General features: G+C 60.9%; 24 protein-coding genes and 1 tRNA gene. All 25 read left to right on the top strand.

The window, feature by feature from the left end; all coding sequences use genetic code 11:
- Positions 1–76: 76 nt before the first annotated feature.
- Positions 77–343 (top strand): 30S ribosomal protein S15, encoded by a 267-nt coding sequence (gene rpsO, locus BN2503_RS01190; RefSeq protein ID WP_074930083.1) that lies wholly within the window; start codon positions 77–79, stop codon positions 341–343.
- 231 nt (positions 344–574) lie between these two features.
- Entirely contained in the window at positions 575–2809 is a 2235-nt protein-coding gene (gene pnp / locus BN2503_RS01185) for a polyribonucleotide nucleotidyltransferase (RefSeq protein WP_054254895.1), read from the top strand.
- A gap of 120 nt (positions 2810–2929) precedes the next feature.
- Positions 2930–3922 carry an NAD(P)H-quinone oxidoreductase gene (locus BN2503_RS01180; RefSeq protein ID WP_054254817.1) on the top strand — a complete coding sequence of 331 codons (993 nt, stop codon included), beginning with the start codon at positions 2930–2932 and terminating at the stop codon, positions 3920–3922.
- Positions 3910–4677: a triose-phosphate isomerase gene (tpiA, locus tag BN2503_RS01175; protein WP_054254816.1), complete on the top strand. Its 768-nt coding sequence runs from the start codon at positions 3910–3912 to the stop codon at positions 4675–4677. Before BN2503_RS01180 ends, tpiA begins: the two co-directional genes overlap by 13 nt.
- 45 nt (positions 4678–4722) lie before the next feature.
- Entirely contained in the window at positions 4723–5097 is a 375-nt protein-coding gene (gene secG, locus BN2503_RS01170; RefSeq protein WP_054254815.1) for a preprotein translocase subunit SecG, read from the top strand.
- A 118-nt stretch (positions 5098–5215) separates the two neighbouring features.
- Positions 5216–5300: transfer RNA gene (locus tag BN2503_RS01165), tRNA-Leu, on the top strand.
- Between the two features lie 74 nt (positions 5301–5374).
- A complete protein-coding gene (locus tag BN2503_RS01160) occupies positions 5375–5734 on the top strand; it encodes an NADH-quinone oxidoreductase subunit A (RefSeq protein ID WP_054254814.1) in 360 nt (119 codons plus the stop codon).
- A 24-nt stretch (positions 5735–5758) separates the two neighbouring features.
- Positions 5759–6238, top strand: a complete 480-nt coding sequence (locus BN2503_RS01155; RefSeq protein ID WP_054254813.1) for a NuoB/complex I 20 kDa subunit family protein — start codon at positions 5759–5761, stop codon at positions 6236–6238.
- Positions 6239–6245: 7 nt separating this feature from the next.
- A complete protein-coding gene (locus tag BN2503_RS01150) occupies positions 6246–6854 on the top strand; it encodes an NADH-quinone oxidoreductase subunit C (RefSeq protein WP_054254812.1) in 609 nt (202 codons plus the stop codon).
- Between the two features lie 30 nt (positions 6855–6884).
- Positions 6885–8138, top strand: a complete 1254-nt coding sequence (locus BN2503_RS01145; RefSeq protein ID WP_054254811.1) for an NADH-quinone oxidoreductase subunit D — start codon at positions 6885–6887, stop codon at positions 8136–8138.
- Complete coding sequence (gene nuoE, locus BN2503_RS01140) at positions 8135–8626, top strand: NADH-quinone oxidoreductase subunit NuoE (protein ID WP_054254810.1); 492 nt, start codon at positions 8135–8137, stop codon at positions 8624–8626. Before BN2503_RS01145 ends, nuoE begins: the two co-directional genes overlap by 4 nt.
- The gene (gene nuoF / locus BN2503_RS01135; protein WP_054254809.1) at positions 8623–9972 is read left to right on the top strand and encodes an NADH-quinone oxidoreductase subunit NuoF; all 1350 of its coding nucleotides are present in this window, start codon (positions 8623–8625) and stop codon (positions 9970–9972) included. The genes nuoE and nuoF overlap by 4 nt, the downstream gene beginning before the upstream one ends.
- A gap of 14 nt (positions 9973–9986) precedes the next feature.
- A complete protein-coding gene (nuoG, locus tag BN2503_RS01130) occupies positions 9987–12104 on the top strand; it encodes an NADH-quinone oxidoreductase subunit NuoG (protein ID WP_054254808.1) in 2118 nt (705 codons plus the stop codon).
- Complete coding sequence (nuoH, locus tag BN2503_RS01125; RefSeq protein ID WP_054254807.1) at positions 12101–13183, top strand: NADH-quinone oxidoreductase subunit NuoH; 1083 nt, start codon at positions 12101–12103, stop codon at positions 13181–13183. The genes nuoG and nuoH overlap by 4 nt, the downstream gene beginning before the upstream one ends.
- A gap of 13 nt (positions 13184–13196) precedes the next feature.
- Entirely contained in the window at positions 13197–13706 is a 510-nt protein-coding gene (nuoI, locus tag BN2503_RS01120) for an NADH-quinone oxidoreductase subunit NuoI (protein ID WP_054254806.1), read from the top strand.
- A 29-nt stretch (positions 13707–13735) separates the two neighbouring features.
- On the top strand, positions 13736–14398 hold the full coding sequence (locus tag BN2503_RS01115) for an NADH-quinone oxidoreductase subunit J (protein ID WP_054254805.1): 663 nt from the start codon (positions 13736–13738) through the stop codon (positions 14396–14398).
- Positions 14395–14703 carry an NADH-quinone oxidoreductase subunit NuoK gene (gene nuoK, locus BN2503_RS01110; RefSeq protein WP_054254804.1) on the top strand — a complete coding sequence of 103 codons (309 nt, stop codon included), beginning with the start codon at positions 14395–14397 and terminating at the stop codon, positions 14701–14703. Before BN2503_RS01115 ends, nuoK begins: the two co-directional genes overlap by 4 nt.
- Positions 14704–14732: 29 nt before the next feature.
- On the top strand, positions 14733–16760 hold the full coding sequence (nuoL, locus tag BN2503_RS01105) for an NADH-quinone oxidoreductase subunit L (RefSeq protein WP_074930071.1): 2028 nt from the start codon (positions 14733–14735) through the stop codon (positions 16758–16760).
- Positions 16761–16773: 13 nt separating this feature from the next.
- On the top strand, positions 16774–18249 hold the full coding sequence (locus BN2503_RS01100; RefSeq protein WP_054254802.1) for an NADH-quinone oxidoreductase subunit M: 1476 nt from the start codon (positions 16774–16776) through the stop codon (positions 18247–18249).
- A gap of 24 nt (positions 18250–18273) precedes the next feature.
- Positions 18274–19770 (top strand): NADH-quinone oxidoreductase subunit NuoN, encoded by a 1497-nt coding sequence (gene nuoN / locus BN2503_RS01095; protein WP_054254801.1) that lies wholly within the window; start codon positions 18274–18276, stop codon positions 19768–19770.
- A gap of 13 nt (positions 19771–19783) precedes the next feature.
- Positions 19784–20089: a DUF2818 family protein gene (locus BN2503_RS01090; protein ID WP_054254800.1), complete on the top strand. Its 306-nt coding sequence runs from the start codon at positions 19784–19786 to the stop codon at positions 20087–20089.
- 5 nt (positions 20090–20094) lie between these two features.
- On the top strand, positions 20095–20544 hold the full coding sequence (locus BN2503_RS01085; protein WP_054254799.1) for a DUF1178 family protein: 450 nt from the start codon (positions 20095–20097) through the stop codon (positions 20542–20544).
- A gap of 247 nt (positions 20545–20791) precedes the next feature.
- On the top strand, positions 20792–21562 hold the full coding sequence (locus BN2503_RS01080) for an ABC transporter ATP-binding protein (protein WP_054254798.1): 771 nt from the start codon (positions 20792–20794) through the stop codon (positions 21560–21562).
- A 1-nt stretch (position 21563) separates the two neighbouring features.
- Positions 21564–22274: an ABC transporter ATP-binding protein gene (locus tag BN2503_RS01075; protein WP_054254797.1), complete on the top strand. Its 711-nt coding sequence runs from the start codon at positions 21564–21566 to the stop codon at positions 22272–22274.
- Positions 22275–22312: 38 nt separating this feature from the next.
- Positions 22313–23509: an ABC transporter substrate-binding protein gene (locus BN2503_RS01070; protein WP_054254796.1), complete on the top strand. Its 1197-nt coding sequence runs from the start codon at positions 22313–22315 to the stop codon at positions 23507–23509.
- The last annotated feature ends 31 nt before the right edge of the window (positions 23510–23540 follow it).

Here is a 23540-nt window from a genome sequence, read left to right as displayed (position 1 = left end):
GCGCGGGGCGCAAGTAAAAACCATGGCCTGCCGCGCTCTGCGGCTCCCAGGCCATCCAATACCCAAGGAAAACATCATGATCGCTGCCTCCATCAAGGCCGAAGTCGTCAAAGCCAACGCCCGCTCGCAAAACGACACCGGTAGCCCGGAAGTGCAAGTGGCCCTGCTGACGGCCCGCATCAACGAGCTGACGCCCCACTTCAAGCAACACGCCAAGGACCATCACGGCCGCCGCGGTCTGCTGCGCATGGTGAGCCGCCGCCGCAAGCTGCTGGACTACCTGAAGGCCAAGGACGCTGACCGCTACACCGCGCTGATCGCCAAGCTGGGCCTGCGCAAGTAAGCCGGCTGCATGCACGCAACGCCTGAGTTAGCACGCTAGCTCAGGCGTTTTTTGCTTTCACGGAGAAACACCAGGCAGAGCGAAGCTGTGTCATTCCACACCCGCGTTGGTTGTCGTTCACTACTGAATTGATAGCTGCCAGCGCTTGTCTGGAATGGCATCGCGGTCTGTTTGGTCTCCAAAACCAAGCTGCTAGAGCGCTGGCAGCTCATTTTTCAGGAGCAAACCAATATGACGATGTTCAACAAAGTCACCAAGACCTTCCAGTGGGGCCAGCATACGGTCACCATGGAAACCGGCGAAATCGCCCGCCAAGCCAGCGGTGCCGTGCTGGTCAACATGGACGACACCGTGGTGCTGGCCACCGTGGTGGCCTCTAAAACCGCCAAGCCCGGCCAGGATTTCTTCCCCCTCACGGTGGACTACATCGAAAAAACCTACGCCGCTGGCAAGATTCCCGGCAGCTTCTTCAAGCGCGAAGCCAAGCCTTCGGAGCTGGAAACGCTGACCAGCCGCCTGATCGACCGCCCCATTCGCCCCCTGTTTCCCGAAGGCTTCTACAACGAAGTGCATGTGGTCATCCACACCATTTCGCTGAACCCCGAAGTGGATGCCGACATCGCCGCCATGATCGCCACCAGCGCAGCGCTGGCTGTGTCGGGCATTCCGTTCAACGGCCCGATCGGCGCGGCCCGCGTGGGTTACGTCAACGGTGAATACGTGCTCAACCCCGGCCAAACCGCCCGCAAGAACAGCCAGATGGACTTGGTGGTGGCTGGCACCGAAGCGGCTGTGCTGATGGTCGAATCCGAAGCCCTGCAACTGCCCGAAGACGTGATGCTGGGCGCCGTGGTCTATGGCCACGAGCAAAGCCAGATTGCCATCAACGCCATCCACGAACTGGTGCGCGACGCGGGCAAGCCCGTGTGGGATTGGCAGCCTGAAGCCAAGGACGAAACCCTGATCGCCAAGGTGACCGAGCTGGCCGAAGGCCCGCTGCGCGCTGCCTACCAAAACCGCAACAAGCAACTGCGCACGCAAGCCTGCCGCGAAGCCTACGCCGCCGTGAAGGCCGCGCTGACCGAGCAGGGCGTGGAGTTCGACGGCGTGAAGGTGGACAACATGCTGTTCGACATCGAAGCGCGCATCGTGCGTGGCCAGATTCTGGCCGGCGAGCCGCGCATCGACGGCCGCGACACGCGCACCGTGCGCCCCATCGAAATCCGCAGCAGCGTGCTGCCGCGCACCCACGGCTCGGCCCTGTTCACGCGCGGCGAAACGCAGGCGCTGGTGGTCTCTACCCTGGGCACCGAGCGCGACGCGCAGCGCATTGACGCACTGGCTGGCGAGTTTGAAGACCGCTTCCTGTTCCACTACAACATGCCTCCCTTTGCCACCGGCGAAGTGGGCCGCATGGGCTCGACCAAGCGCCGCGAAGTTGGTCACGGCCGTCTGGCCAAGCGTGCTCTGGTGGCCTGCTTGCCGAGCAAGGAAGAATTCCCCTACACCATCCGCGTGGTGTCGGAAATCACGGAATCGAACGGTTCTTCTTCGATGGCTTCGGTGTGCGGCGGCTGCCTGTCGATGATGGACGCCGGCGTGCCCATGAAGGCGCACGTGGCGGGCATCGCCATGGGTCTGATCAAGGAAGACAACCGCTTTGCCGTGCTGACCGACATCCTGGGCGATGAGGACCACCTGGGCGATATGGACTTCAAGGTGGCCGGCACGACCAACGGTATTACTGCGCTGCAAATGGACATCAAGATCCAGGGCATCACCAAGGAAATCATGCAAGTCGCCCTGGCCCAGGCCAAGGAAGCGCGCATGCACATCCTGGGCAAGATGCAGGAAGCCATGGGCGAGGCCAAGGCTGAAATCTCCAGCTTTGCACCCAAGCTCTTCACCATGAAGATCAACCCCGAGAAGATCCGCGACGTGATCGGCAAGGGCGGCGCCACCATCCGCGCGCTGTGCGACGAAACCGGCTGCCAGATCAACATCGAGGAAGACGGCACCATCACCATCGCCTCCAGCGACTCCGCCAAGGCCGACGAGGCCAAGCGCCGCATTGAGGAAATCACCGCCGAGGTCGAAATTGGCAAGGTGTACGAAGGCCCGGTGACCAAGATCCTGGACTTCGGCGCGCTGGTGAACCTGCTGCCCGGCAAGGACGGCCTGCTGCACATCAGCCAGATTGCCCACGAGCGTGTGGAAAAGGTCACTGACTACCTGCAAGAAGGCCAGGTCGTCAAGGTCAAGGTGCTCGAGACCGACGACAAGGGCCGCGTCAAGCTGTCGATGAAGGCGCTGACCGAGCGTCCCGCCGGCCTGCCCGAGCGCGAGCCGCGCGAATACCGCGAGCCGCGTGCACCGCGCCAGCCGCGCGAATACCGCGAGCCGCGCGAGCCGCGTGAAAACCGCGCCGAGCGCGGTGGCGAGCAGGAGCAGCCAGCCCAGGAATAAGCGCCTGGTGGCAAGCGGCCCCGCAGCGCGGGGTTGCTATTTAAATGAGAGCTGCTAGCGCTTGCTGTACATGCGCTGGCGGCTTTTTCGCTGGATTGACTTGGCATTTTTTTCCCAGCCATGCGCGTTGTAGAAATCACATCGTTCGGTGCGCCCGAGGTGTTGCGCCTGGGGCAGCGGCCTGTGCCCGTGCCGGGTGCGGGCGAGCTGCGCATCCGCGTCGCGGCCTCGGGGGTGAACCGGCCCGATGTGCTACAGCGCAAGGGCCATTACGCGCCACCGCCGGGTGCCTCTGACGTGCCTGGCCTGGAAGTCGCTGGCGTCATTGACGAAGGCGACGACGAGGCCCTGGCGCAGGCGGGCCTGCGGCGTGGTGATCGCGTGTGCGCGCTCGTGGCGGGCGGCGGCTATGCGGAGTATTGCGTTGCCCCGGTGGCGCAGTGCCTGCCAGTGCCCCAGGGGCTGAGCGATGTCGAGGCGGCCTCGCTGCCCGAGACCTTTTTCACCGTGTGGAGCAATGTTTTTGACCGTGCGCGCCTGCAGCCCGGGGAGACCTTGCTGGTTCAGGGTGGCAGCAGCGGCATTGGCGTGACCGCCATCCAGCTTGCGCGTGCCCTGGGGGCCACGGTGATCACCACGGCGGGCAGCGTGGAGAAATGCGCGGCCTGCGTGCAGCTCGGCGCGCACCACGCCATCCACTATCCGTCGCAGGATTTCGTCGAAGAGGTTCGGCGCATCACCGGTGGACGGGGCGTGGATGTAGTGCTCGACATGGTGGCTGGTAGCTACGTGGCGCGCGAGGTGGAAAGCCTGGCCGACGACGGGCGCCTGGTCATCATCGCGGTGCAGGGCGGCGTCAAGGCGGAGTTCAATGCCGCTTTGGTGCTGCGCAAGCGCCTGGTCATCACGGGCTCCACGCTGCGTCCGCAGACGGTGGCGTTCAAGGCGGCCATTGCCCAGGCGCTGCGCGCGCGTGTGTGGCCGCTGCTGGACGCTGGCACTGTCAAGCCGGTGGTGCACCGCTGCTTCGCGGCGGCCGATGCGGCCCAGGCCCATGCGCTGATGGAGTCGAACCAGCATATTGGCAAGATCGTTTTGACATGGAATTCCTGAACACCATGAAAAAGAAACTCATCGCTGGCAATTGGAAGATGAACGGCGGCCTGGCCGCCAACGAGGCGCTGTTGCGCGCCTTGCGCGAAGGGCTGGCGCAGCAGGCGCCGGCCTGCGATGTGGCGGTGGCCGTTCCTGCACCTTATCTGGCGCAAACCCAGGCGCTGACAGCGGGAACAGCTATCGACTTCGGAGCGCAGGATGTGTCGCAGCACGAGGCGGGCGCCTACACTGGCGAGGTCTCGGCCGGCATGCTGCGTGACTTCGGCGTGCGCTACGTGCTGGTCGGCCACTCGGAGCGTCGCCAGTACCACGGCGAAACCGACGCCGACGTAGCGGCGAAGGCCCAGCGTGCGCTGGCGGCAGGCATTACGCCCATCGTGTGCGTGGGCGAGACGCTGGCGCAGCGCGAGGCGGGCGAAACCGAGGCCGTGGTCAAGCGCCAGTTGGCGGCGGTGATTCACCTCAACGGCCACTGCATCAGCGAAATCGTCGTGGCTTACGAGCCCGTCTGGGCCATCGGCACGGGCCGTACGGCCACGCCTGAGCAGGCACAGCAGGTGCATGCCGTGCTGCGTGGGCAGCTGGCGGCCGCCAGCACGCAGGCCGACCGCATCCGGCTGCTTTACGGCGGCAGCATGAATGCTGCGAATGCGGCGCAACTGCTGTCGCAGCCTGACATCGACGGTGGTCTGGTGGGCGGTGCGTCGCTCAAGGCGGCTGACTTTTTGCAAATCATCGCGGCCGCCCGCTGAGTGCGCGGCGCCAATGCTCAAACCCTTTAGGAAAGAAGAGAAGCAATGAATATGTTGACGAATGTGATCCTGGCCGTACAGATGCTGTCGGCGCTGGGCATGATCGGCCTGATCCTTATCCAGCACGGCAAGGGGGCCGACATGGGGGCGGCTTTTGGCAGTGGCAGCGCCGGCAGTCTGTTCGGTGCCTCCGGCAGCGCCAACTTCCTCTCGCGCAGCACGGCAGCGCTGGCCACGGTGTTCTTCATTGCCACCCTGGCGTTGGCCTATCTGGGCAACAGCCGTCCCGCTGGTGCGGGTAGCGTGCTCGAAGGCCCTGGTGCCAGCATTCCGGCGGTGACGGCCCCTGCTTCGGAGGCTGCGGTGCCTGTGGCGCCTGTCGAGGCCGCATCGGGTGCAGCGCAGATTCCCTCGAAATAAAAAATGCCACAATCTGGGGCGCGAGAGGCTCTCCAGGGTTTTTACCGGGTAGAATCCTGGATTGTCTGGAAAGCGAAAGCCTGAAAAGGCGCCTCATGCCATCCAGATGCATAAATCAGCCGTCGTGGTGAAATTGGTAGACACGCTATCTTGAGGGGGTAGTGGCGAAAGCTGTGCGAGTTCGAGTCTCGCCGACGGCACCAATACAAAAAACCTCTGCCCAGCCGGCCAGGCAGTGGTCGCTAGCGGGGCAGGGGAGCGATGAGCATTACCCCAGATGAACCTCGATCAGTACCTCCCCGTTCTCTTGTTCATCCTGGTCGGCGCTGCGGTTGGCGTCGTTCCGCTGGTTCTGGGGTATGTGCTTGGCCCCAATCGGCCTGATCCCGAAAAAAATTCCCCGTACGAATGCGGCTTCGAGGCTTTCGAAGATGCGCGCATGAAGTTCGATGTGCGCTACTACTTGGTGGCCATCCTCTTCATTCTGTTTGATCTGGAAATCGCCTTCCTCTTTCCTTGGGCTGTGGCCCTGCAGGATGTGGGTTTGGCGGGTTTTGCTGCCGTTGCCATCTTCCTCGCCATTCTTGTCGTGGGCTTTGCCTACGAGTGGAAAAAAGGCGCGCTGGACTGGGAATAAACGGCTCCAACAAGGACTGACACGATGATTGAAGGCGTGATGAAGGAAGGCTTCGTCACCACCAGCTACGACGCGGTGGTGAACTGGGCCAAGACCGGCTCCATCTGGCCCATGACCTTTGGTCTGGCATGCTGTGCTGTCGAGATGATGCATGCGGCCTCGGCGCGCTATGACTTGGCGCGTTTCGGTGCCGAGGTGTTCCGTGCCAGTCCGCGCCAGTCCGATCTGATGATCGTGGCTGGTACGCTGTGCAACAAGATGGCGCCTGCCTTGCGCAAGGTGTACGACCAGATGTCCGAGCCGCGCTGGGTTCTGTCCATGGGGTCGTGTGCCAATGGCGGCGGCTACTACCACTACAGCTATTCCGTTGTGCGCGGCTGTGACCGCGTGGTGCCGGTGGATGTCTACGTGCCCGGCTGCCCGCCCACGGCGGAGGCCCTGATTTACGGCATTCTGCAGTTGCAGCAGAAGATTCGTCGTACCAACACCATTGCGCGCGTCTGAGGGTCCCATGACTGCTGTTGCCATTCGCCCTGAAGAAATCCGCGACGCCGTGGCTGCTGCCCTCGGTGATAAGGTGCGCGCCCTGACGATCGCCCTCGATGAGGTCACTCTGGTCGTTTCGGCCGCCGACTATCTCCAGGCTATGCACCAGTTGCGCGATGCCCCTGGCTGCCGTTTCGAGCAACTGGTCGATTTGTGTGGTGTGGATTACTCGGCTTACCGTGACATCGGCACCGATGGCCCGCGTTTCGCTGTGGTTTCCCATCTGCTCTCGGTCAGTTTGAACCAGCGCCTGCGCGTCAAGGTGTTCTGTGCTGACGATGATCTGCCGGTGATCGATTCGGTCACTTCCGTGTGGAGCGGTGCCAATTGGTTCGAGCGTGAGGCATTCGACCTGTTCGGCATTGTTTTTGAAGGACATGACGATCTGCGCCGCATCCTGACCGACTACGGCTTCATCGGCCACCCGTTCCGCAAGGATTTCCCCGTGTCGGGCCATGTGGAAATGCGCTACGACGCCGAGCGTCGCCGCGTGGTGTACGAGCCCGTGAGCATTGAGCCGCGCGAAATCACCCCTCGCATCATCCGCGAAGACAACTACGGAGGCCTGCACTGAGGCGCCGCAAGGCTGCCTTCGTGAACCACCATGGCTGAAATCAAGAACTACACCCTGAACTTTGGTCCCCAGCACCCGGCGGCGCACGGCGTGTTGCGCCTTGTGCTGGAGCTGGACGGTGAGGTCGTGCAGCGCGCCGACCCCCACGTCGGCCTGTTGCACCGTGCCACTGAAAAGCTGGCCGAGAGCAAGACCTTCATTCAATCGCTGCCCTACATGGATCGTCTCGACTACGTGTCGATGATGTGCAATGAGCAGGCCTATTGCCTGGCCATTGAGAAGCTGTTGGGTATTGAGGTGCCACTGCGCGCGCAGTACATCCGTACCATGTTCGGGGAAATCACCCGCCTGCTCAACCACCTGATGTGGTTGGGATCGAATGGCATGGACTTGGGTGCCTCGACGGTGCTCATGTTCACGTTCCGCGAGCGCGAGTCGCTGTTCGATATGTACGAGGCGGCGTCGGGTGCCCGCATGCATGCGGCTTATTTCCGTCCTGGCGGTGTGTACCGTGATCTGCCGGACAGCATGGCGCAATTCAAGGCGAGCAAGATCCGCAATGCTAAGGCGATGGAGGAATTGAACCGCAATCGCCAGGGTTCTCTGCTCGACTACATCGAGGACTTCTGCGCGCGCTTCCCGCGTTTCGTGGATGAATACGAAACGCTGCTGACTGATAACCGTATTTGGAAACAGCGCACCGTGGGGATTGGTGTTGTTTCACCCGAGCGTGCACTGAACCTGGGCATGAGCGGCGTGATGCTGCGTGGCTCGGGGGTTGCCTGGGATCTGCGCAAGAAACAGCCTTACGATGCCTACGATCGCGTCGATTTCGACATTCCTGTGGGCAAGAACGGCGACTGCTACGACCGTTATCTGGTGCGTGTGGCAGAGATGCGGCAGTCCAATCGCATCATCAAGCAGTGCGTCGATTGGCTGCGCGCCAATCCCGGTCCCGTCATCACCGACAACCACAAGGTTGCGCCGCCGCCGCGTGAGCGCATGAAGGCCGGCATGGAGGATTTGATCCACCATTTCAAGCTGTTCTCCGAGGGCTTCCGTGTGCCGGAGGGCGAGGCTTATGCGGCCGTGGAACATCCCAAGGGGGAGTTCGGTATCTATATCGTCAGCGATGGCGCCAACAAGCCTTACCGTCTGAAGATTCGTGCGCCCGGGTTTGCCCACCTGTCTGCCTACAACGAGCTGACACGCGGCCACATGATCGCCGATGCAGTGGCCATCATCGGCACCATGGATATCGTGTTCGGAGAGATTGACCGATGATTACCGAAGCGACCAAACAGCGTTTCGCCCGTGAAGTGGCAAAGTACCCACCGGAGCAGAAACAATCTGCCGTGATGGCCTGCTTGTCCATCGTGCAGCAGGAGCAGGGCTGGGTGAGCCAGGAGAGCGAGGCGGTGATCGCCGAGGTTCTGGGTATGCCGCAGATCGCGGTGCATGAGGTCACCACCTTCTACAACATGTACAACCAGCAGCCGGTGGGCAAATTCAAGCTCAACGTCTGCACCAACCTGCCATGCCAGTTGCGCGGTGGCTATGAGGCCTTGCACCACCTGGAGGCTAAGTTGGGCATCCAGATGGGCGAGACCACACCCGATGGTCTGTTCACGCTGCAGCAATGCGAGTGCCTTGGCGCCTGCGCTGATGCGCCGGTGATGCTGGTGAATGACCGCAATATGTGCAGTTTTATGGACGGAGAGAAGCTTGACCAGCTTGTCGACGGCCTGAAGGCTGCGGAGGGCAAGGCATGACCACGGCTGCACAAATCCTGTCGCAATTCCAGGCTACGGGCGTACAGACCTGTTTCCACGACCGCCATATCAACGCGCAGATCTATGCCGATCTGAATGGCAGTAACTGGGGTATCAAGGACTACGAGGCGCGCGGTGGGTATGCAGCCCTGCGCAAGATCCTCGGTGCCGACGGCGGCGAGGGCATGACACAGGACCAGGTGATCGCCACGGTGAAGGAATCCGGTCTGCGTGGGCGCGGCGGTGCTGGTTTTCCGACGGGTTTGAAGTGGAGCTTCATGCCACGCCAGTTCCCAGGGCAGAAGCATCTGGTATGCAACTCCGACGAAGGCGAGCCGGGCACCTGCAAGGACCGCGATATCCTGATGTACAACCCCCACATCGTGATTGAGGGGATGATCATCGGCGCCTATGCCATGGGCATTTCGCTGGGTTACAACTATATCCACGGCGAGATTTTCCAGGTCTACGAACGTTTCGAGGCTGCACTTGAAGAAGCCCGTGCTGCGGGCTACTTGGGTGACAAGATTCTGGGTAGCGACTTCAGCTTCCAACTCCACGCGCACCATGGCTTCGGTGCCTACATTTGTGGGGAAGAAACGGCTTTGCTCGAATCCCTTGAAGGCAAAAAGGGCCAGCCGCGCTTCAAGCCTCCATTCCCGGCCAGCTTTGGCCTGTATGGGAAGCCCACGACGATCAATAACACCGAAACCTTTGCGGCTGTGCCGTGGATCATCCGCAACGGCGGTCAGGCTTATCTTGAATGTGGCAAGCCGAACAACGGTGGCACCAAGATCTTTTCGGTATCGGGTGATGTGGAGCGTCCAGGCAACTACGAAATCCCGCTTGGCACGCCTTTCGCCAAACTGCTTGAGCTCGCAGGTGGCGTGCGTAAGGGCCGCCAGCTCAAAGCGGTGATTCCCGGCGGGTCGTCTTCCCCCGTGCTGCCCGCGCACATCATGATGGATTGCACGATGGATTACGACTCCATCTCGAAGGCAGGGTCCATGCTCGGTTCGGGTGCTGTCATCGTGATGGACGATTCGCGCGATATGGTCGAGTCCCTGCTGCGCCTTTCCTATTTTTACCAGCATGAATCCTGTGGTCAGTGCACGCCCTGCCGCGAGGGAACGGGCTGGCTGTGGCGCGTGGTACAGCGTATTCAGCATGGACAGGGTCGTCCAGAAGACATCGAGCTGCTCGACTCCGTGGCTTTCAACATCATGGGGCGCACCATTTGTGCGTTGGGCGATGCCGCTGCTATGCCCGTGCGCGCCATGATCAAGCACTTCCGCCACGAGTTTGAGGCCAAGATTCAGGCGGCTACAAAAGCCTCCGCTGCCTGATTGCGAGAAAGCATATGGTTGAAATTGAACTGGACGGTCAGAAGGTGGAGGTTGGCGAAGGCAGCATGGTGATCCATGCGGCGGAAAAAGCCAACGTCTACATTCCCCATTTCTGTTACCACAAGAAGCTGTCGATTGCTGCCAGCTGCCGCATGTGCCTTGTTGACGTCGAGAAGGCGCCCAAGCCCATGCCGGCCTGTGCCACACCGGTGACGCAAGGCATGATCGTGCGCACCAAGACCGACAAGGCCATCAAGGCGCAGCAGTCGGTGATGGAGTTTTTGCTCATCAACCACCCGCTGGACTGCCCGATCTGCGACCAAGGCGGTGAGTGCCAGTTGCAGGATCTCGCGGTGGGTTACGGTGCATCGTCTTCCCGCTATGGTGAAGAAAAGCGCGTGGTTCCGGCCAAGGACATCGGCCCATTGATTTCCACCGAAGAGATGACGCGTTGCATCCATTGCACGCGCTGTGTGCGCTTCGGCCAAGAGATCGGTGGCGTCATGGAGCTGGGTATGGTCAATCGGGGCGAGCACTCCGAGATTACCCCGGTCAAGGGCGATACGGTCGATTCCGAGCTCTCGGGCAACATGATCGACGTGTGCCCTGTGGGCGCGTTGACGAGCAAGCCCTTCCGCTACAGTGCACGCACCTGGGAACTTTCGCGTCGCAAGTCGGTGTCTCCCCACGATTCGACGGGAGCCAACCTCATCGTTCAGGTGAAGAACCACAAAGTCATGCGCGTCGTTCCACTCGAGAACGAAGCCGTGAACGAGTGCTGGATCGCAGACCGTGATCGCTTCTCCTACGAGGCGCTGAATGGTGAAGAACGTCTGACCCGCCCCATGCTGAAGCAGGGTGGGCAGTGGCAGGAAGTTGACTGGCAGACGGCCCTGGAATACGTCGCCAACGGCTTGAAGTGCGTGCGTGACAAGCATGGCGCAGGCGCTATCGGTGCGCTGGTGAGCCCACACAGCACGCTGGAAGAGCTGTACCTGGCCAGCGCACTGGTGCGCGGTGTCGGTAGCGACAACATCGATTACCGCCTGCGCAATGCCGAGTTTCCGGCGTTTGAGGGCGTGCGCTGGCTTGGTTTGCCCATCGCAGCCTTGTCTGAGCTCCAATCGGTTCTGGTGTTGGGTTCGAACCTGCGCAAGGACCACCCGTTGTTTGCGCAGCGCGTCCGCCAGTCCGCCCGCAAGGGTGCGAAGGTGTTCGCGATCAATGCCCAGGCCTACGATTGGGCCATGCCGGCAGTGCATTCGGTAGTGGCACCCGCCGATTGGACCCAGGCGTTGGCTGACGTTGCCGCTGCTGTTGCGCAGGAGAAAGGTGTTGCAGCACCGGCCCAGGGACAACCCAATGGCGAAGCTATGGCGATCGCACGGGCGTTGCTTGCTGGGGAACGCAAGGCGGTTCTGCTGGGTAACGCTGCCGCCCACCACGCGCAGGCGTCCAGTCTGTTGGCCTTGGTTCAGTGGATCGGCCAGCAAACGGGGGCCGCATTCGGGTATCTGACAGAAGCCGCCAACACGGTTGGTGCACAGCTGGCTGGAGCGCAGCCGCGCCATGCTGGCCTCAACGCGCAGCAGATGCTTGCCGGAGGGCTGAAGGCCGCGCTGCTGTTGAATACAGAGCCGGAATTTGATTCCGCCGCTGGTGCACGCACAGCACAGGGGCTGGCAGAAGTGGACATGGTGGTCACGCTCAGTCCGTTCAAGACCAATATGGCATTCAGCGATGTGCTGCTGCCGATCGCACCTTTCACCGAAACGTCCGGTAGCTTCGTGAATGCCCAGGGTCTCATTCAGAGCTTCCACGCCGTGGTGCGGCCTCTGGGCGAAACCCGCCCTGCATGGAAGGTGCTGCGCGTGTTGGCCGATCTGATGGGTGTTCCCGGCGTGGCATTCGAGTCTTCGCAGGAAGTTTTGGCACAGGTTTCAGGCGGTTTGGGCAGCCTGTCGGCTGACCAACTAAGCAATGCCACCCAGGCGCCTATCGTCGTTGCCCGTGGCCCTGCCGAGGCACCCGTGGCTGCGAGCATTTATCAACTGGACAGCTTGGTGCGCCGTGCGCCCGCGCTGCAACTGACCGCTGACGCCCGCGAGGCACGTGAAGGGGCCGCTGCATGATCGACGCGCTGTACAACGGAGGCCTGAACCTCATTGCCCAGCCTTGGTGGATGGGCGTGGCTTGGCCCGTGCTGTGGATTTTGATCAAGATCGTTTGCATCCTCGCGCCACTCATGGGGGCCGTGGCTTATCTGACCCTTTGGGAGCGCAAGCTGCTCGGTTTCATGCAGGTGCGTGTGGGTCCGAACCGTGTCGGTCCAATGGGCTTGCTGCAACCGATTGCTGATGGCTTGAAACTCCTGACCAAGGAAATCATTGAGCCGACCGCTGCCAGCAAGGGTTTGTTTTTCCTGGGCCCTGTGATGGCCATCATGCCGGCGCTGGCTGCCTGGGTGGCTATTCCGTTCGGTCCAGATGTCGCGCTGGCAAATGTCAATGCTGGACTGTTGCTCATCATCGCCATCACTTCCATTGAAGTCTATGGCGTGATTATTGCCGGCTGGGCGTCTAACTCGAAGTACGCTTTCTTGGGCGCGCTGCGCGCGTCCGCGCAAATGGTGAGTTATGAAATCGCCATGGGCTTCTGTTTCCTGGTGGTCATCATGGTCTCAGGCAGCATGAACCTGACGGAGATTGTGCTGGCTCAAGCCAAGGGCTCAGCGTTCAACGGCATGTTCGCCGGAACGTTCGTCGCATGGAACTGGTTGCCACTGCTGCCGATTTTTGTGGTTTACCTGATTTCGAGCGTCGCGGAGACCAACCGCCACCCGTTTGACGTGGTCGAGGGTGAGGCCGAGATTGTGGCTGGCCACATGGTTGAGTATTCGGGGATGGGCTTCGCCATTTTCTTCTTGGCCGAGTACGCGGCGATGTGGCTCGTTTCCATCCTGGCCGTGTTGATGTTCCTGGGGGGGTGGTTGCCGCCGTTTGAGGCCTTGTCCTTCATCCCCGGCTGGATTTGGCTGGCGGCAAAGACTTTCCTCGTGGTTTCCATGTTTATCTGGATCCGTGCGACCTTCCCTCGCTACCGCTATGACCAGATCATGCGTCTGGGCTGGAAGATCTTCATCCCAGTCACGCTGGTGTGGCTGCTCATCGTGGGTGCTTGGCTGCACTCGCCGTGGAACATCTGGAAATAAGCGGGGAAGAAGAATGTCTGCTGCTGTTGCAACGTCCTTCTCGATCAAGGACTTCTTTAAGAGCTTCATGCTCTGGGAGCTCGCCAAGGGCATGGCCCTGACGGGACGCTACACCTTCGCGCGCAAGGTCACCGTGTATTACCCCGAGGAGAAGACGCCGCTGTCGCCGCGTTTTCGGGGGCTGCACGCGTTGCGTCGCTACGATAACGGCGAGGAGCGCTGCATTGCTTGCAAGCTCTGCGAAGCCGTGTGCCCGGCGATGGCCATCACCATCGAATCCGACGTTCGCGCCGATGGGTCGCGCCGTACCACGCGCTATGACATCGACCTGACGAAGTGCATTTTCTGCGGCTTCTGTGAAGAAAGTTGTCCCGTGGACTCGATCGTGGAAACGCAAATCTTCGAGTACCACGGCGAGAAGCGCGGTGATCTGTACTTCACCAAGGACATGCTCCTGGCTGTTGGTGACCGCTACGAACCTCAAATCGCTGCGGCCAAGGCTGCGGATGCCAAGTACCGCTGAGGCTGTGCCTGAACCACTGCGAGAAATTCATGGACGCCAAAACTGGTTTTTTCTATCTCTTCTCGGTCGTGCTGCTGTTCGCAGCCTTCCGTGTCATCACTGCGCGCAACCCGGTGCATGCGGTGCTCAACCTTATCCTGGCCTTTTCGCAAGCGGCCGGCATCTGGCTGTTGCTCAAGGCTGAGTTCCTGGGCATCACGCTGGTGCTGGTTTATTTGGGAGCGGTGATGGTGCTGTTCCTGTTCGTGGTGATGATGCTGGACATCCGCATCGATACCGTGCGCCAGGGCTTTTGGAAGCATTTCCCTCTGGCCGCTTTGATCGGCGCCATCATTGCCTTCGAAATGGCGTTGGTGCTGATGGGCGGCTTCCGCGGTATTGATGAACCCAAGGCCATGACTGCGGTGGTCGATGCAGCAGGTCAGGTTGTTCCCTATTCGAACACCAAGGTGTTGGGCAAGCTCCTCTACACGCAGTACCTGTACCCGGTCGAAATCGCGGCCGTGATTCTGCTGGTGGCCATGGTTGCAGCCATCGCACTCACGCTGCGCAAGCGCAAGGACACCAAGACTGTCGAAGCCACCATGCAGTTGCGCGCACGCGCTCAGGATCGCGTCGAACTGGTCAAGATGGCAGCCACCCGCAAGGCTGAGCCTCTGATGGCCGCCGAAGCAGAGGAGAAGAAAGCATGACGTTGACCCTGGGCCACTACCTGACGTTGGGTGCGATGCTGTTCGCCATCGCCGTCGTCGGTATCTTTCTTAACCGCAAGAACCTGATCGTCCTGCTCATGGCCATCGAGCTGATGCTGCTGGCCGTCAACATGAACTTCGTTGCCTTCTCCAGCTACCTCGGAGACATGCACGGCCAAGTGTTCGTGTTCTTCATCCTCACTGTGGCGGCTGCTGAGTCTGCCATCGGCCTGGCCATCCTGGTGCTGTTGTTCCGCAATAAGACCAGCATCAACGCCGAAGACCTCAACACCCTCAAGGGTTGAGCCCCGGTTCATCGCAAGGTTCTGAAGAAATGAGTCAAACCCTTTCTGCTTCGACACTGCTTGCGGTGCCCTTGGCACCGTTGGCAGGCTCTGCCTTGGCCGGTCTCTTCGGCACCGCATTTGGCGGCAACTGGATTGGCCGCCGCTTGGCGCACACACTCACCATTCTCGGGGTGTTCGTGGCATTCGTCCTGTCAGCGCTGACCTTGTACAGCGTGGCGGTGCATGGTGCGCGCTTCAACGAGACTATCTACACCTGGATGGTGGTTGGCGGCCTGAAGATGGAAGTCGGCTTCCTGGTGGACAGCCTGACGGCCATGATGATGGTCGTGGTGACCTTTGTGTCGTTGATGGTGCACATCTACACCATTGGCTATATGGAAGAGGATGACGGCTACAACCGCTTCTTCTCTTACATCTCGTTGTTCACGTTCTCCATGCTCATGCTGGTCATGAGCAATAACCTGCTGCAACTGTTTTTCGGTTGGGAGGCTGTGGGCTTGGTGTCGTACTTGCTCATCGGCTTCTGGTTCAACAAGCCGACAGCTATTTTTGCCAACATGAAGGCCTTCTTGGTCAACCGCGTCGGTGACTTTGGTTTCATCCTCGGCATTGGCTTGATCGCGGCTTACGCAGGTACGCTGAATTACGGCGAAATTTTCGCCAAGTCGGCTGAGCTGGGCGGTTTGGGCTTCCCCGGCACCGACTGGATGTTGATCACCGTAATCTGCATCTGTCTGTTCATCGGTGCCATGGGCAAGTCGGCACAGTTTCCGCTGCACGTGTGGCTGCCTGATTCGATGGAGGGTCCCACTCCCATCTCCGCGTTGATTCACGCCGCCACCATGGTGACGGCAGGCATCTTCATGGTCTCGCGCATGTCGCCGCTGTTCGAGTTGTCGGACACCGCGCTGAACTTCATTCTCGTGATTGGTGCCATTACAGCGCTGTTCATGGGCTTCCTGGGCATCATCCAAAACGACATCAAGCGCGTGGTGGCGTATTCCACGCTGTCGCAGCTCGGCTATATGACCGTGGCGTTGGGCGCTTCAGCCTACTCCGTTGCCGTATTCCACCTGATGACGCACGCCTTCTTCAAGGCGCTGCTGTTCCTCGGTGCGGGCTCGGTCATCATGGGCATGCACCATAACCAGGACATCCGTTGGATGGGGGGCGTACGCAAATACATGCCTATCACCTGGATCACATCGCTGCTCGGCTCTCTGGCGTTGATTGGTACACCCCTGTTCTCCGGTTTCTATTCCAAGGACAGCATCATCGAAGCCGTCCATGAGAGCCATCTCCCCGCTGCAGGCTTCGCGCACTTTGCTGTACTGGCTGGCGTATTTATCACGGCGTTCTATTCGTTCCGCATGTATTTCCTGGTCTTCCATGGCAAGGAACGCTACGACCAGAACCCTGACGCACACCACCACGCGCATGACGATCACCACCACGGTCATGGTCACGATGACAAGCCGCACGAGTCCCCCTGGGTGGTGACGGTTCCTCTGGTGCTGTTGGCCATTCCCTCGGTGGTTGTCGGCTTCCTGTTTATCCAGCCGATGCTGTTTGGGGACTTCTTCAAGGATGTGATTTTTGTCGATGCCGCCAAGCACCACGCGATGGCGGAGCTAGCCCAGGCCTTCCATGGTCCGGTGGCCATGGCACTGCACGGTTTGCAGACTGCACCTTTCTGGCTGGCCTTGGCTGGCGTGGTAGCGGCTTACTACATGTACATGGTGAATCCGGCACTTCCGGCAGCGATCAAGCGCGCGGCCCAGCCGATCTATACATTGCTGGAAAACAAGTACTACCTCGACTGGATCAACGAGAACATCATCGCCCGCAGTGCCCGTGCTTTGGGTGTGGGTCTGTGGAAGGGGGGCGACCAAGCCATCATTGACGGTGCCGTGGTGAATGGCTCATGGAAGCTGGTCGGATGGTTTGCCGGCATCGTCCGCTGGGTGCAGTCGGGCTATATCTTCCATTACGCGCTGGTCATGATTCTGGGTGTGTTCGGGCTCATGACGTACTTCGTGTGGCTCAACAAGTAGGAGCACTATAAAAATGGGTTTGTTGAGTCTTGCCATTTGGACGCCGATCGCTTTCGGCACCTTGCTTCTGTTGCTCGGGCGTGAGCAGCAGGCAGGCGCTGTGCGCTGGTTGGCGCTAATCGGAGCACTGGCCGGCCTGGCGGTCACAGTTCCTTTGTATGAAGGCTTCCAGCTCGGCACCGCTGCGATGCAGTTCGTTGAGAAGGCGCCCTGGATTGGCCGCTTCAATGTCAACTACCACCTCGGTGTGGACGGCCTGTCCTTTTGGTTCGTGCCGCTGACGGCATTCATCACGGTGATCGTGGTCATCGCCTCGTGGCAGTCGATCACGGAGCGGGTGAACCAGTACATGGGGGCCTTCCTGATTCTGTCCGGCCTGATGATCGGCGTATTCAGTGCGCTGGATGGCCTGCTGTTCTATGTATTCTTTGAGGCCACGCTGATTCCGATGTACCTGATCATCGGTATCTGGGGCGGTCCCAACAAAATCTACGCCGCGTTCAAGTTCTTCCTCTATACGCTGCTGGGCTCGCTGCTGACACTGGTCGCCATCATCTACCTGTACAACCAGGCGGGTGGCAGCTTTGACATCCTTACCTGGCACCAACTGCCGCTGTCGCGTACCGCACAGACCCTGGTGTTCTTCGCATTCTTCGCCGCCTTCGCCGTGAAGGTGCCCATGTGGCCCGTCCATACCTGGTTGCCAGACGTGCACGTTGAGGCGCCCACCGGCGGCTCGGCCGTGCTGGCCGCCATCATGCTGAAGCTGGGTGCCTACGGCTTCCTGCGTTTCTCGATGCCCATCGCGCCGGATGCCGCACGGGAATGGGCATGGCTCATCATCGCCCTGTCGCTGATCGCCGTGATCTACGTCGGCTTGGTGGCCATGGTGCAGAAGGACATGAAGAAACTGGTGGCCTACTCGTCCGTCGCGCACATGGGCTTCGTGACGCTCGGCTTCTTCGTCTTCAACGATCTTGGTGTGTCGGGCGGCATTGTGCAGATGATCGCGCACGGCTTTGTGTCGGGGGCGATGTTCCTGTCCATCGGCGTCTTGTACGACCGCGTACATTCGCGCGAAATCGCCGCTTACGGCGGCGTGGTCAACACCATGCCCAAGTTCGCTGCGTTCGCCTTGCTGTTCTTCATGGCCAATTGCGGCCTTCCCGGTACGGCGGGCTTCGTGGGCGAATGGATGGTCATCTTGGCTGCCGTGAAGTTCAATTTCTGGATTGGCCTCGGCGCTGCGACTGCACTCATCTTCGGCGCCGCCTACAGCCTCTGGATGTTCAAGCGTGTTTACCTGGGCGCTGTGGCCAACGACGACGTCAAGGCACTTAAAGACATTTGCAACCGTGAATTCCTGGTGCTGGCCTTGCTGGCCATCGCCGTGCTCTACATGGGCTTGTATCCGCGCCCCTTCACCGACGTGATGGACGCGTCCGTGGCCGAACTGCTCAAGCATGTGGCCCAGACCAAGCTCCACTGACCAGACTGAACTGAGAGATTACAGATGATTGACAACATCAGCTGGCTGGCGGTCTACCCCGAGATCGTTCTTCTGGTCATGGGCTGTGTGATTGCCCTGGTGGATTTGGGGGTGTCCAGCACCCGCCGTACCGCAACCTATGTTCTGACCTTGCTGACCATGGGCGTGGTGGCGGTGCTGGAGGGCATGTACGCCGCCAGCGGCAACACCTTCTATGGCTGGGGCAACATGGTGGTCTCCGATGCCATGGGCAACTGGCTGAAGTGTTTCGCTGCAGTGGCCATGATGGTCACGCTGGTCTATGGTCGCCCCTACGCGGCCGACCGCAGCATGCTGAAGCGCGGGGGAGAGCTGTTCACGCTGTCCATCTTCGCGTTGCTCGGCATGTTCGTCATGATCTCCGCGAACAACTTCCTGGTGATCTACCTCGGATTGGAACTGCTGACGCTGTCGAGCTATGCCCTGGTGGCACTGCGCCGTGACCACGAAGGCTCGGTCGAGGCGGCGATGAAGTATTTCGTGTTGGGCGCGATGGCCAGTGGTTTCTTGCTGTATGGCATGTCGATGCTCTACGGCGCCACGGGCTCGCTGGACATCGGTGAGGTGTTCAAGGCCATCAATGCCGGCCAAATTCGCCACCAGGTGCTGGTGTTCGGCCTGGTCTTCATCGTGGCGGGTCTCGCGTTCAAAATGGGCGCTGTGCCGTTCCACATGTGGATTCCCGACGTGTACCACGGCGCTCCGACCGCGGTGACGCTGATCATTGGCGGGGCACCCAAGCTGGCCGCGTTCGCTATTGCCATGCGCCTGCTGGTGGACGGTTTGCTGCCCCTGGCGATAGATTGGCAGCAGATGCTGGCCGTGCTCGCCATCGGCTCGCTGTTCGTGGGCAACATCATCGGTGTGATGCAGACGAACCTCAAGCGCATGTTGGCCTATTCAACCATCTCGCACATGGGCTTCATGCTGCTGGGCCTGATGTCGGGTGTTGTCAACGGCACGGTAGACGCCACGGCGGCCGAGAACGCTTACAGCTCCGCCATGTTCTACGTCGTCACCTACGTGCTGACTGCGCTGCCTGCCTTCGGTGTGATCGTTCTGCTGGCCCGCGAAGGATTTGAGAGCGAAGAGATCGCTGATTTCGCCGGATTGAACCAGCGCAGCCCCCTGTACGCAGGTGTCATGGCCGTGTGTCTGTTCTCTCTTGCTGGCATTCCGCCGCTGGTTGGTTTCTACGCCAAGCTGGCAGTTCTGCAGGCCCTGGTGGCTTCCGGCAGCGGTTTCCACATCGCGTTGGCCGTGTTCGCCGTGATCATGTCCCTCATCGGCGCGTTCTACTACCTGCGCGTGGTGAAGGTCATGTATTTCGACAAGCCGCTGACGGCCTCGCGTGTGTCTGCACCCGCTGATGTGCGCCTGACCCTGGTCGCTAACGGCGCCCTGGTCCTGGTGCTCGGCCTGCTGCCCGGCGGGCTGATGGCCCTGTGCGCCGACGCGGTTGTGCGCGCTCTGGCTTCCTGACGCGCGCTTTCGCATGTCGCAGTCAGCCTCCATCTGGCTCGTGATCCTGGCCGCTTTTGTAGCGGCCAATCTTCCTTTCGTCAGCCGGCGCTGGCTCCTGGTAGGGCCCCTGGCGCAGCCCACCAAGCCCCTTCTGGCGCGCCTCGCTGAGTTGGCGCTGCTGTATTTCTTGGTGGGTGGGCTGGCTTTGCTCCTGGAGCGGCGCGCGGGGCAGATTGCGCCCCAGGGGTGGGAGTTTTATGCCGTCACGGCAACCCTGTTTGTGACCTTTGCCTTTCCGGGGTTTGTCTTCCGCTACCTGGTACGTCGCCGCCATTGAGCGCCATGAAGGTGCTGAACCTGCATTGCGGTCAGGGCCATGTCTTCGAGGGCTGGTTCGCTGGCGAGGACGATTTCCAGGCCCAGCTAGGACAAGGCTTGCTCGAATGCCCGATGTGCGGCACCCACGAAGTGCGCAAAGCGCTTAGCGCCCCGCGGTTGAACCTTGGTGCCAGGGCGCCCGCGTCTCCCCCTTCGTCTGAGGCTGCACCCGCGTCCGCTCCGGGCGCGGCGCTGCAGGCCGCGTGGCTGCACGCTGCACGCAGGATCATGGCCGAGTCCGAGGATGTCGGCTCGCGGTTCACCGAAGAGGCGCGCCGTATGCATTACGGCGAAGCTTCGCAGCGCGCCATTCGAGGGCAAGCCAGCCTTGAGGAAACGGCCCAGTTGCTTGACGAGGGCATTGCCGTTCTGCCCTTGCCCCTTCCCGCTGCGACGAAAGAGACCCTGCAGTAAGCGCGTTTTTCACAGCTTCGGTTGCTATTCAATCGGGAGCTGCTTGCGCTTGATGCACAAAGGTTTCCTCCACTTTTCCTGCTGAATGCCTGCGCCTCTTCGGGTTGTCGCGATAGGCGTTTATACATAGGCATTTCTCCCATTTGTCGCGCCCCCAGGGCCGCATACGATGCCGTACAGCACCAAGGCTGCGCCATTCCGGCGCGCAGGTGCATCGTGCAGCATTCAAGGAAAAGCCTTCAGCGCAATGAGTGACGTCATTCTCGAAACCTCCCGCCTGACCAAGGAATTCAAGGGCTTTACCGCCGTCAGCGATGTGAACCTGAGCGTGCGCCGGGGCTCCATCCATGCGCTGATCGGGCCCAATGGCGCAGGCAAGACCACCTGTTTCAACCTGCTCACCAAGTTCCTGGAGCCCACCTCCGGCACCATCCGTTTCAACGGACAGGACATCACCCGTGAGCAGCCCGCGCAGATTGCGCGCCGCGGCGTGATCCGCTCCTTCCAGATCTCGGCGGTTTTTCCGCACTTGACGCTGATGGAGAACGTGCGCCTGGGCTTGCAGCGCAAGCTCGGTACCTCCTTCCATTTCTGGCGCAGCGAAAAGTCGCTCGACCAACTCAATGGCCGTGCCATGCAACTGCTGGCAGAAGTCGGGTTGGAGTCGTTGGCTGACGAAGTCACCGTCAATTTGCCCTACGGCCGCAAGCGTGCGCTGGAGATCGCCACCACGCTGGCGATGGAGCCTGAACTCATGCTGCTGGACGAGCCCACGCAGGGCATGGGCCATGAGGACGTGGACCGCGTGACCCAGCTTATCAAGAAGGTGTCGGCCGGCCGAACCATCCTGATGGTGGAGCACAACATGAAGGTGATCTCGACCATTGCCGACCGCATCACAGTGCTGCAGCGCGGCGCTGTGCTGGCCGAAGGCGCCTACGAAGAAGTCTCAAACAACCCGCAAGTGATGGAAGCCTACATGGGCACGACCGACGGTCAACTGCAGGGAGCGCACTGACATGGCTGCACCCGCACTCGAAATCAAAGGCCTTCAGGCCTGGTACGGCGAATCCCACGTGCTGCACGGGGTGGATCTGGTGGTGCAGCCGGGCGAGGTCGTGACCCTGTTAGGGCGCAATGGTGCCGGCCGCACCTCCACCATGCGCGCCATCATGGGCCTGACAGGGACACGCAAGGGCTCGATCCGCGTCAACGGGCAAGAAACCATCGGCTTGCCTACACACCGCATCGCCCACTTGGGCGTGGGTTACTGCCCTGAGGAGCGCGGTATCTTTTCCAGCCTGTCGTGCGAGGAAAACCTGCTCCTGCCGCCGCAGCTCAAGACGGGCCATGCCGGTATGACGCTGGAGCAGATCTACGCCATGTTCCCCAACCTTGCTGAGCGCAAGAACAGCCAGGGCACACGCCTGTCTGGCGGCGAGCAGCAGATGCTGGCGGTGGCGCGCATTCTGCGTACAGGCGCCAAGCTGCTGCTGCTTGACGAGATCTCCGAAGGCCTGGCGCCGGTCATCGTGCAGGCACTGGCGCGCATGATCACCACGCTGCGCCAGCAGGGCTACACCGTGGTCATGGTGGAGCAGAACTTCCGCTTCGCCGCACCGCTGGCAGATCGCTTCTACGTCATGGAGCATGGCCGCATGGTGGAGCACTTCAGTGCCGCCGAGCTGCAGGCCAAGATGCCGGTACTCAACGAATTGCTGGGCGTCTGACAGGACGGCCCTTTTTTCCCAACGACAAGGAGACAGCTATGCATCCCACCCTCAAAACCCTGGCCGCCCTGATGGGCGCAGCGGGCCTGGCCATGTCGGCCGCTCACGCGCAGGACAAGGTCAAGATCGGCCTGATCACCGACATGTCGAGCTTGTACGCCGACGTGGAAGGCAAGAACGGCGCTGTTGCCATTCAGATGGCCATCGACGACTTCGGCGGCAAGGTGCTGGGCAAGCCCATCGAGCTGCTCTCGGCTGACCACCAGAACAAGGCCGACATCGCCGCCAGCAAGGCGCGCGAGTGGATCGACACCCAGGGCCTGACCATGCTGTTCGGCGGTACCAACTCCGGCACAGCCCTGGCCATGGCCAAGATTGCCGAAGAGAAGAAGCGCGTGTATTTCAACAGCGGCGCGGGCTCCTCGGCACTGACGAACGAGCAGTGCACACCCTATACCGTGCACTACGCCTACGACACCGTGGCGCTGGCCAAGGGCACCGGCGGTGCTGTGGTCAAGCAGGGTGGCAAGGACTGGTTCTTCCTCACGGCCGACTACGCCTTCGGCCAGGCGCTGCAGGATGACACCACCAAGGTTGTGAACGCATCGGGCGGCAAGGTGCTGGGCAGCGTCAAGCATCCGCTGAATGCCTCCGACTTCTCCTCCTTCTTGCTGCAGGCGCAGAACTCTAAGGCGCAGATTCTCGGACTGGCGAATGCGGGCGGCGACACCATCAACGCCATCAAGGCAGCCAAGGAATTTGGCATCAACAAGAGCATGAAGATGGCCGGTCTGCTGGTGTTTCTGACCGACATCCACAGCCTGGGACTGCGCAACACAGAAGGCCTGCTGCTCACCACCAGCTGGGACTGGAACCTGAACGACCAGACGCGTGAGTTCGGCAAGAAGTTCTTCGCCAAGACCAAGCGCATGCCCACCGACATCCATGCGGCTGACTACTCGGCCACCATGAACTATCTCAAGGCCGTGCAGGCCGCGGGCACCACCGACGCGGACAAGGTGATGGCGAAGCTCAAATCCACACCGATCAACGACTTTTACGCCAAGGGCCAGATCCGTCCTGATGGCCGCTTCGTGCACGACATGTACCTGATGCAGGTGAAGGCCCCGTCCGAGTCCAAGGAGCCCTGGGACTACTACAAGGTTGTCGCCAGGCTGCCCGGTGAAGAGGTGTTCACCACCAAGGCCGAGAGCAAGTGCGCGCTGTGGAAATGAGCCTCTGCCAACCAACCACCAGGAAACATGA

This window comes from Paenacidovorax caeni (genome assembly GCF_001298675.1).
Lineage (GTDB): Bacteria > Pseudomonadota > Gammaproteobacteria > Burkholderiales > Burkholderiaceae_C > Paenacidovorax > Paenacidovorax caeni.
Note: the sequence above shows the minus strand (reverse complement) of the source record. Positions and strands in the feature narration are given on the sequence as shown.

Bases quoted from the DNA above. Each gene is read 5' to 3' on its own strand.
- rpsO (WP_074930083.1), top strand. From the start codon at position 77: ATGATCGCTGCCTCCATCAAGGCCGAAGTCGTCAAAGCCAACGCCCGC.
- pnp (WP_054254895.1), top strand. From the start codon at position 575: ATGACGATGTTCAACAAAGTCACCAAGACCTTCCAGTGGGGCCAGCAT.
- BN2503_RS01180 (WP_054254817.1), top strand. From the start codon at position 2,930: ATGCGCGTTGTAGAAATCACATCGTTCGGTGCGCCCGAGGTGTTGCGC.
- tpiA (WP_054254816.1), top strand. From the start codon at position 3,910: ATGGAATTCCTGAACACCATGAAAAAGAAACTCATCGCTGGCAATTGG.
- secG (WP_054254815.1), top strand. From the start codon at position 4,723: ATGAATATGTTGACGAATGTGATCCTGGCCGTACAGATGCTGTCGGCG.
- BN2503_RS01160 (WP_054254814.1), top strand. From the start codon at position 5,375: ATGAACCTCGATCAGTACCTCCCCGTTCTCTTGTTCATCCTGGTCGGC.
- BN2503_RS01155 (WP_054254813.1), top strand. From the start codon at position 5,759: ATGATTGAAGGCGTGATGAAGGAAGGCTTCGTCACCACCAGCTACGAC.
- BN2503_RS01150 (WP_054254812.1), top strand. From the start codon at position 6,246: ATGACTGCTGTTGCCATTCGCCCTGAAGAAATCCGCGACGCCGTGGCT.
- BN2503_RS01145 (WP_054254811.1), top strand. From the start codon at position 6,885: ATGGCTGAAATCAAGAACTACACCCTGAACTTTGGTCCCCAGCACCCG.
- nuoE (WP_054254810.1), top strand. From the start codon at position 8,135: ATGATTACCGAAGCGACCAAACAGCGTTTCGCCCGTGAAGTGGCAAAG.
- nuoF (WP_054254809.1), top strand. From the start codon at position 8,623: ATGACCACGGCTGCACAAATCCTGTCGCAATTCCAGGCTACGGGCGTA.
- nuoG (WP_054254808.1), top strand. From the start codon at position 9,987: ATGGTTGAAATTGAACTGGACGGTCAGAAGGTGGAGGTTGGCGAAGGC.
- nuoH (WP_054254807.1), top strand. From the start codon at position 12,101: ATGATCGACGCGCTGTACAACGGAGGCCTGAACCTCATTGCCCAGCCT.
- nuoI (WP_054254806.1), top strand. From the start codon at position 13,197: ATGTCTGCTGCTGTTGCAACGTCCTTCTCGATCAAGGACTTCTTTAAG.
- BN2503_RS01115 (WP_054254805.1), top strand. From the start codon at position 13,736: ATGGACGCCAAAACTGGTTTTTTCTATCTCTTCTCGGTCGTGCTGCTG.
- nuoK (WP_054254804.1), top strand. From the start codon at position 14,395: ATGACGTTGACCCTGGGCCACTACCTGACGTTGGGTGCGATGCTGTTC.
- nuoL (WP_074930071.1), top strand. From the start codon at position 14,733: ATGAGTCAAACCCTTTCTGCTTCGACACTGCTTGCGGTGCCCTTGGCA.
- BN2503_RS01100 (WP_054254802.1), top strand. From the start codon at position 16,774: ATGGGTTTGTTGAGTCTTGCCATTTGGACGCCGATCGCTTTCGGCACC.
- nuoN (WP_054254801.1), top strand. From the start codon at position 18,274: ATGATTGACAACATCAGCTGGCTGGCGGTCTACCCCGAGATCGTTCTT.
- BN2503_RS01090 (WP_054254800.1), top strand. From the start codon at position 19,784: ATGTCGCAGTCAGCCTCCATCTGGCTCGTGATCCTGGCCGCTTTTGTA.
- BN2503_RS01085 (WP_054254799.1), top strand. From the start codon at position 20,095: ATGAAGGTGCTGAACCTGCATTGCGGTCAGGGCCATGTCTTCGAGGGC.
- BN2503_RS01080 (WP_054254798.1), top strand. From the start codon at position 20,792: ATGAGTGACGTCATTCTCGAAACCTCCCGCCTGACCAAGGAATTCAAG.
- BN2503_RS01075 (WP_054254797.1), top strand. From the start codon at position 21,564: ATGGCTGCACCCGCACTCGAAATCAAAGGCCTTCAGGCCTGGTACGGC.
- BN2503_RS01070 (WP_054254796.1), top strand. From the start codon at position 22,313: ATGCATCCCACCCTCAAAACCCTGGCCGCCCTGATGGGCGCAGCGGGC.